This is a genomic window from Paenibacillus sp. P4_A7 (assembly GCF_056402455.1).
In genome coordinates, this window is sequence record NZ_JBFUHJ010000249.1 from 1 (window position 1) to 7915 (window position 7915).

A 7915-nucleotide genomic window follows, 5' to 3' on the forward strand; every position below is an offset into this window, starting at 1 on the left:
AAACGGAAGAACGGATCGAACAACTGCTCGATCACGAAGACGATCTCGTTTCCTACAATGCCAGGCAAGCGCTGCGCCAGCTTCGCAAGAAACGCAAATAGTATTTGTTAAATGAGTCGGGAATCGATCAAACTCAAAGTATATTATTCTTTCTATAAGTGTTCAAAACGGCGGCCTATTGAGCTATACCAGCTAATAGCTTGTGAACATTTCTAGCAAAGTAATTTCGAGAATAAGAGCAGGAAGATGTCCAAAAGTATGCTCGATTCAATCGCTAATAATTAGAGACATTATATGGAACTTACAAAATGGATTTACGTTTGTATTATAAAGTAAGTTGAGATAAGGAGTTTTTAGATGATTCCTACATACGGAAAAATTGCCATTTTTCTATTTATAATAATTATTTTTATTGGAGTTAGATTTGCTATACAAATCCGAAAACATCAGGGGAAGATGAATAATAGTGAAATTAGTTGTTTTCCTGCCAAGTGGTGAAGGCTGGTTATACTTTGCCCATCCATGCCAAAATATTGTTGAAAAATTTATTTGGAAAATCGATCCTCTTAATTTACTGCATGTCAGAGGAACTACTTCATCCCTTTATTATGATGTAGATGAAGATCACGAGCTAGTAAAGGATAGTTATTTCGACAAAAATTCTGATGTGATAATTCATGAAATTAAAGTGGAAATTTCCGTCGAGTTTACCCCTCGAGGAGAGAATGAGGTTATTTCATTTTCTAAACCGTTATGGGGTTCAGACGATAAATTTGCACTTGTACATAGAGACTTTGATCGAATTATTCCGCCTTCATTTGATCTGTAGGTATATATTTAAAAATGATCATTGAACTAGTGCAGAACGATAACTTCATGATGAAGAGCAAACAGCTGCCGGTAATAATCTCGGTAGCCTGTTGTTCTAACGGGCAGTATTTATGATCCTTCCTTGGTTCATTAAAGAGTACATCAATAAAAAGCGAAGAAAACTTTCAGCAGCGACATTGTTACGCAAGTTATCAGCTCTTAAATCCTTATTCAATTATTTACAAAACCAAGAAGAAACTAAAGAACTAAAACCATATATAGAGCGTAACATTATAGCTAAAATCGAGTTTAATTCTATAAAAGGAGATCAGGAAACCATTGCAAATCGGATTGGTGGAAAGATACTATGTGGAGATGAATTTGAACAGTTTGAACAGTTCAGACAATTTGTCTCTTATGATTACTACAGACTATTGCACAAAACTCGTATTTTGTACATATGTCCATATAGAACTCTTTAGTGTCATATGGTTCGTATGATGTCGGTTGACAAGAACTTGATATCATAAATGACAAGAACTTGATAACATTCCCTCCTTTTTTTTCTTTTTACTTTCTAAAGATGCAAATAAACCATCATTCGAATATGAATGATGGTTTATTTGTTGTTTGTTGTTTCTTTCTATCTTAAATTGAAAACCTGGCTACGTATCTGTCGACGTATTTGCTAAGTTCATTATTTTCTAGTGATGGATTATCGAATATTTTCATCGCAATTCTCAAAGGTGTGTACGATGACATATTTCGTATTTGTTTCTTCATGCTTGTTGAATTTGTCATGCATTCATGATTAAGGTCATTTTTCTGCTGGCCTTCGCTTTTAAATACTTGAACTATTCCAGAATTTTTCCCAACATTTTCATCGTGCTTAAAAATAATATTAGGTAAGCTCATCTCAATCATTTGTTCAATTTGATTCCATTTTGGTGCAATTGCTCGTGTGGATCCTTCTTTAGCGATAGCAAGCCATTGATAGAAATAATTGAGGCACAATTCTGATGTATAGCGATTTATGATCTGATGCAACATAGCTCTATTATCAACATCAGAAATATTTGTCTGAAAAAACAACTTGTCCTTTATGTATTTTATATGTTTTGCAATTAATTGTGTCGCAAATTCCAAGCCGACGCTTCTACGCAGATTGAAGTCATTTAATTTAGGATTGTCTTTGTAGAAATAAGATGTGCGAAGCAGCGTATGTTTCCATAAAACATACGCATACGCATACGGACAAACCGGTGGAAACTCCCCCTCCTTATGCTTGCGAAGCTCTTGAAATGATAATATGCACATTAGATGATTCTTTAGATATTTGCGTTTGATGTACCGGTCTATGGCTTTGAAACAATTTATATTTTCGTTGTATATATCATCCATTAACTCAATACAACGTGTGTATCCTCCCGTGTTTCCTCGATTAGTATCTCTGTTATTAATTTTGTATGTGATTACTGGTTCAGCACTAAATAAATTAATGCTTACTGAACTTGGAACAAATAAAAAACGCTCTGTCACCCCCTTAGCTGCTCCCTCCAACCAGTGTCCCATTGAAGTGTTTTTAATATCGAAGGAATGCTTCCATTCTGTCCAATGTGTATGTGAGAATTCAGCCATCTTATAACCACATATGCAAGTGAATGGTTCATTCATTCTACGATCACTTAACAAAAACGGAATGTCATTTGAGCAGCTTGGGCATGTTCTAAAAGTTCATTATCGTGGAATGGACAGCGTTTAGTCATTATAAATTGGTGGATCCAACTATGATATCCATATCTCATACAATCGGGACACCAACGCATCCTTATAGAAAACCAAGTGTGGATGTTTTCATAAATATACTCAATTGGTTTTAAAATGCTTTTAATGTTTGTATTATTTTGAGTAGTGAGATCAAAACCCAGGTATTTATGTAACATTGGATGATCAAACCCACTTAATTTAATTAACTCCCTCCTCTTATCCCCTACTAAAGTTCCTCTGATTTGTCGCACCTCCCTACTGCCGAGTGTTTTCAACAAATCTGTACGCGTTATATGGTTTGCAAAGCATAATTTCTCAAAGTTTGACCAGGGCGTCTCGTAAGCATTAATCCACTCCGTTTTCCAGACAATCATTTTCAAGTCGCCTTCTTTGCAATTGCCATGTATATTTCAGATTCAATATAACCTGACCTTTGGATGGCTTCTCTCCATTGCTCCATAGTGAGCCACTCCGTACACTTTCCATTTGCGCCATTGATCTTTAAGGCATTTTCAACAGTGAATGCGAGATATTCCATTGGAAGTTCAACTCTCCAGAAAGACCGTACTCCTGTCGAATTTCTATAAAGAGGTTAAATAAGCTTTTCGAGAATTCGGCAATCCGTTTCCCTGTATCATATGCTTCAGGAAAGTAATACCTGGTATAAAACCAACCGCTGTCGGATGGAAACTCCGATTCATCATAGCTTTGGAGGACAAACTCCATTTCTTCCTCGTTAGTAACTCCCCTGAAACGATATTCTGACGGCATAAACCGACCGATAATGTGTGTTTTTGAATTTGCTAAGAAAAATGTACGTCGATCAACGAGTTGCTCCTGTCCGATTGATATGGTGGTCATTCTAACGTTTCTTCGTAGCAGTTGATTGTATATATCAATTAAACAATCATACTGCCACTCGGTCATTTTATGGGCTTCATCCATGAGTAATGCAACTCTTCGATGACTGCACCGCTCTGCTTTTTCATGCATCAAACTTACTATCTGATTCCTTAGCACAATTTCATCTTTCTTTGTTGAAAACCCATAATTAAAATCTAACAGCATATCTCTGAAGAACTTTTCGGCTGAAGGAACTTTATAGCTTTTACTATCCGCAACGAAAACCGGAATTTGATACTGTAAAACTTCAGGTAAATAATTGACAGCAAATGTGGTTGCCTTGGTCTTTCCCAGCCGCGGCCTCCCATAAACTATCATTCCTGGTGCCCCGTCAGTAATAATTTGGACGATTTTGTCCATTAATCTGTGGATTTCCAAGGTAGGAAGAACATAAACACCTTGTTCTATTGGATGAGCGCCAAATGGAATCATTGGCCTGATCAATGGAGTAACCACCTTTCTATAAAATTATCGTTTTAAACTTCCGGATAGAAGTTGTTGTTTGTGCGGTTTGGAGCTTTTCTTGCTGCTCCCTTGCTTTATCTAAAGCATCTATTTGTTCATGTTGCTTAGTTAATTCTTCACTTCGTTGCTTAGCTTCTTCCTCTTTGCTTTTGCGTATGACTTGTTGAACCTTTGCAATTTGGTTAGCAGTGTCTTTCTTCTTGTGCCTTGTTTGTGACAAAAGATACTCGTGATACACAAAGATCGGATCATCCCATTGTGTAAAATGGATTAACTTCTTTGCCTTCAGCATATTAATTGTTTTTCTTATCTGTAAGGAGTGAGGGGTTAATGACCACTTACCTGCAGCAATAAGCTCACCGAATTCACTCCCGTCTGGTAGATACACACGAATAGCGCGAAGATCATCAACGTTCACATGAACTGTAACCTTCGTGTTGATTAAATGTGCTGACTGCGCTAACAACTCATTTCGGTATTCGACCCCCATATATTCAATATAAGGCCGCTTTCCTGAATGAATGCTGCCACGAATAGTTCGTGGTTGTTCTACTTGTGTAAAAGTAAACTCTGACCGCTTGGATTCTTGTAACACTCTAGGTATCATCCCCTTATTAATTCGTTGTTCTAACACTTCGAGTGGTGAATTATAGAAATAGGAGCCATGAGGTGTACCATTATAATTCGCAACAACAACATCAAGTATTTCCTCTAAATGCTCGTATGTCATTTCATAATGTACAGCCATTTTCTCAGGATCTTTACGCCGCGGGTCCTTCGGATGACTTCCCGTAGTATTAACCATACGTTGAATGCTGCTTGTTGTTAAGGTCTGGTGAAACCGTTCAATATGTGGACGTCTCATAGGTCTATCTACTGCTCCTAAGCAAGTAGTGCAACCGATTAAATTACGAAAGCGTTCTCGAACCATTGTAGCTAAGTGTGCCTTTGCATTATCAAAATGGACAACATCCCATACTGCCCATTCTAATTGAGAAAACCGCTCTGAAGGATAACCACCCGTTGGCTGATAACTAAGACCAGGGATAGATAGTTTCATTTTAGCTGCCGGCATTATTGCTTTTTTAACTGCAATCATTACATCACTAGCGTTATATTCCTTATTGATACAAATGTGTGGCCTACCTATTACCGTATCAGTAGCACGATCGATGAAACTAAGGAACCAAAGTCGATCCAAGGTTAGAATTGCTTCATCACCTTGGTTGGTTGTTACTTTAATTACAAACATGCCATCTATACGATGCCCATCAAATTCAACATGTTGATAAGGAGTAATGGTTTGAGGGTAGTTTAACTGGCCAATACCTGAATTTTTTGCTTTTTGTTCGGCATCTTTTCCATAGCGAGACGATGCTTTGCCAAAATGTGTATCTCTTAGATCCTCTAGGTACCTGCATAATGTTCTGTAGCCCATATGTGCTGTATTAAAGGGATATTCATTTCGGGATATTCCGATTTCTCGGCATTTATCTACGAACTTTTTATGTATATACTTTGGCCGCATAACTGGCTCGGATAGCTTCTTTCTGCCAAAAAACAAATTTTCTATTTCGTCACGAATGAATGGGTAATTTTCTAGAAGTAATCCAAACTCCCCAGTCTTTCTTGATTCATTAAATTTGCTACTTAAAGGATTTAACTCGTATTTTTTCAGCTTTTTATTCGGAATGAGCCCACGATATCCCCAGGGTACACCATGAGAATCATATGAAATACACCTGTTAAATAAACGAGTTATATTAATTCGGTTAACACCGGTCAATTCGAATATTTCGTTAAGGCTTCTCTCACTCGCTACATAAAGATCAATTGCTTCTTTACGTTTCAAAAATACCGCTCGAGCATCCTCCTCTAACAAGGTTTCATCAACCTTCAGCCATAAATCCTGATCAATTTGGGCGGTGGATAATTCCCCGTTGTTAATGACTTTCACTCTGCTCACGTAACCATACCTCCGACTGCTTGCAGATAATCTTTTCATCTAAGTTGATATGAATTGCACCATGATAATAAAGCCAAAGGCAATTATCATGAATCAAAGCATAAGGMATTGTTGATAGTTCAGATAAGGTCTGCAGGCTACGGCGCTTATCATTAATATGTTTTAGCACGTCCTCAGCTGCTTTTTGTTTTGAAGAGTTCTTGATGAAGGAAATAATTTTTAATCGGTTCTCTAATTCTTGAGGGTTTTTTCTTAGAATCTTTTCTGTCAGCACTTCATATGTAAAATTGTTTTCAATACAATAAGCCATTTGCGCATTAATCTGGCGAAGGGTCCTTTCATTGCGAGGGTCATTCTCGTTTAACTCTGCCTCATACTTTACCTCGCGATATATTTCGGACCCATCATGATATCTAATCCACATATCAAATACACTCGAATGTAGAACGCCATCGTATACATAGGTAATTTCGGGGTATTGTTCGCAGTATGTTTCTACATTAGGGTCAGAATCGACTGTAACCCAGTGATCGAACTCCAGATCACTGTAAAGAGTTACTTCTCTCAGATCAACTTTGGGTCCCTCAGTGTTCCAATAATTACTGCCATACTTAGCGCTTCTTGGCATTACTTTCGGCTGATGCATATTCTCACCTCAGTGTCTCATTGCTACCACTTAGAAATGTTTAGAGTCCAAACATTATTGTTTATCATCATAATCAATAAACTTACAATTTATACAAGTTTTCTAGTATACCGATGAAACTATTTGTGCAAAATAGATTCATAGATTTATAGATTGGAGGAAACCACATGACCGAAGATGAATTTTATCGGTGGCTTGGACTATACCTTAAAGGGTTGCGAAAAAGTAGCCGGTTAACACAATCTGAAATTTGTCATACTTTTCATTTATCTAGGTCCTCCCTTTCTAATATTGAGACCGGGAGGCATCATTTAAGTGCGTTTGCACTTTATGATTTACTGACCGTATTGGATGAGACTTTTGAAAATGTTATAAATTCAATGCTTACGCTGCATCGAGAGCATAAGCTTTAATCTTTGGATATCCTCCTGGTATTTTTGAATTACACTTGGTTCGATCTCTTTCCCATGATCAATTGTCGAAGCAAGTTCTAATTGATCGTTGCCAAATAAAACGAGAAGTCGTGCTTCATTAACATCATAAAGTACCGGGATGAACCAATAACCTTGTGTCTCAGCAAATGCAAACAATTGGGATCTAACGAAATTTTCATTTGAATAGTAGATCCCATTAAAGAGTATCCCTTTACCTGTGATTGTAGCCAGTCCACATTTAATATCCAACATTGTCACTTTTGATCACCTCAATATGTATTATGACCATAAGATAAATTAATGATACTTATAAGTATCATTTTATAAATATAATACTTATACATCAGTGTATCTGTTTTAATCCATTGATTACACTTAAACTGAGGTGTATCTATGGATARTTCAGTACTAAGTTTGATTGGTCAACGTATAAGAGATCTGCGTAAACAGAACAATCTCTCCCAAGAACAACTTGGTGAACTTGCGGGCTTTCATTTTTCATATATTGGTGGATTGGAACGAGGGCAGAAAAATATTACCCTCCTTAATCTGGAGAAGATTGCTGAAGCCCTTAATGTCCCTTTAAACGAAATCTTCTTGTACAACCGGCAAATAAAACGTTCAAAAAGTAATGCTAAGGATATCACGCTTAATGAAATTCACAAAAAAATAGTGGGAATGTCAACAACTGATTTACGGAAACTTAATCGATTAATTGATGAATTCTTTACATAACTCTAAGAAGAAGAGCCTCCAGCGCACTTAATTAACAGTGCTGGAGGCTCCTTTCTTTTTTCACTTCTATTAGTTTAAAGGTTATAAATTCACCTCTTTTGGGGCATAGATTATTTTAAAAATTCTACTATAGAGGTGAATATTATGAAAGTACAAGAATTTAGGGATTTGGATGCTTTGTATATTAAA

10 protein-coding genes are annotated in these 7915 nt (G+C 36.8%); 4 read left to right on the forward strand and 6 right to left on the reverse strand.

Annotated elements, in window-relative coordinates; all coding sequences use genetic code 11:
* The first annotated feature begins 466 nt into the window (after window positions 1–466).
* Together AC1DWN_RS22390 and AC1DWN_RS22395 are read left to right on the forward strand one after the other, a co-directional pair.
* A complete protein-coding gene (locus AC1DWN_RS22390) occupies window positions 467–829 on the forward strand; it encodes a hypothetical protein (protein ID WP_477561114.1) in 363 nt (120 codons plus the stop codon).
* Window positions 830–941: 112 nt separating this feature from the next.
* A complete protein-coding gene (locus tag AC1DWN_RS22395; protein WP_477561115.1) occupies window positions 942–1292 on the forward strand; it encodes a hypothetical protein in 351 nt (116 codons plus the stop codon).
* Between the two features lie 166 nt (window positions 1293–1458).
* On the opposite strand, the gene AC1DWN_RS22400 is transcribed toward AC1DWN_RS22395, so the two are convergent.
* The 5 genes from AC1DWN_RS22400 to AC1DWN_RS22420 form a co-directional block, all read right to left on the reverse strand.
* On the reverse strand, window positions 1459–2448 hold the full coding sequence (locus AC1DWN_RS22400; protein ID WP_477561116.1) for a hypothetical protein: 990 nt from the start codon (window positions 2446–2448) through the stop codon (window positions 1459–1461).
* Window positions 2449–2495: 47 nt separating this feature from the next.
* A complete protein-coding gene (locus AC1DWN_RS22405; protein ID WP_477561117.1) occupies window positions 2496–2951 on the reverse strand; it encodes a hypothetical protein in 456 nt (151 codons plus the stop codon).
* Between the two features lie 127 nt (window positions 2952–3078).
* Window positions 3079–3924 carry an AAA family ATPase gene (locus tag AC1DWN_RS22410; RefSeq protein ID WP_477561118.1) on the reverse strand — a complete coding sequence of 282 codons (846 nt, stop codon included), beginning with the start codon at window positions 3922–3924 and terminating at the stop codon, window positions 3079–3081.
* A 16-nt stretch (window positions 3925–3940) separates the two neighbouring features.
* A complete protein-coding gene (locus AC1DWN_RS22415; protein ID WP_477561119.1) occupies window positions 3941–5902 on the reverse strand; it encodes a hypothetical protein in 1962 nt (653 codons plus the stop codon).
* Entirely contained in the window at window positions 5889–6557 is a 669-nt protein-coding gene (locus AC1DWN_RS22420; protein ID WP_477561120.1) for a Tn7 transposase TnsA N-terminal domain-containing protein, read from the reverse strand. The genes AC1DWN_RS22415 and AC1DWN_RS22420 overlap by 14 nt, the downstream gene beginning before the upstream one ends.
* 167 nt (window positions 6558–6724) lie before the next feature.
* Here AC1DWN_RS22420 and AC1DWN_RS22425 point away from each other — a divergent pair, with 167 nt between their 5' ends.
* Window positions 6725–6970: a helix-turn-helix domain-containing protein gene (locus tag AC1DWN_RS22425; RefSeq protein WP_477561121.1), complete on the forward strand. Its 246-nt coding sequence runs from the start codon at window positions 6725–6727 to the stop codon at window positions 6968–6970.
* On the opposite strand, the gene AC1DWN_RS22430 is transcribed toward AC1DWN_RS22425, so the two are convergent.
* On the reverse strand, window positions 6935–7249 hold the full coding sequence (locus AC1DWN_RS22430) for a hypothetical protein (RefSeq protein ID WP_477561122.1): 315 nt from the start codon (window positions 7247–7249) through the stop codon (window positions 6935–6937). The genes AC1DWN_RS22425 and AC1DWN_RS22430 overlap by 36 nt on opposite strands.
* 135 nt (window positions 7250–7384) lie before the next feature.
* Between AC1DWN_RS22430 and AC1DWN_RS22435 the strand changes: the two genes are divergently transcribed.
* Window positions 7385–7726 carry a helix-turn-helix domain-containing protein gene (locus tag AC1DWN_RS22435; RefSeq protein WP_477561123.1) on the forward strand — a complete coding sequence of 114 codons (342 nt, stop codon included), beginning with the start codon at window positions 7385–7387 and terminating at the stop codon, window positions 7724–7726.
* Window positions 7727–7915: the final 189 nt, after the last annotated feature.

Bases quoted from the DNA above. Each gene is read 5' to 3' on its own strand.
- AC1DWN_RS22395 (WP_477561115.1), top strand. From the start codon at position 942: ATGATCCTTCCTTGGTTCATTAAAGAGTACATCAATAAAAAGCGAAGA.
- AC1DWN_RS22400 (WP_477561116.1), bottom strand. From the start codon at position 2,448: ATGGCTGAATTCTCACATACACATTGGACAGAATGGAAGCATTCCTTC.
- AC1DWN_RS22405 (WP_477561117.1), bottom strand. From the start codon at position 2,951: ATGATTGTCTGGAAAACGGAGTGGATTAATGCTTACGAGACGCCCTGG.
- AC1DWN_RS22425 (WP_477561121.1), top strand. From the start codon at position 6,725: ATGACCGAAGATGAATTTTATCGGTGGCTTGGACTATACCTTAAAGGG.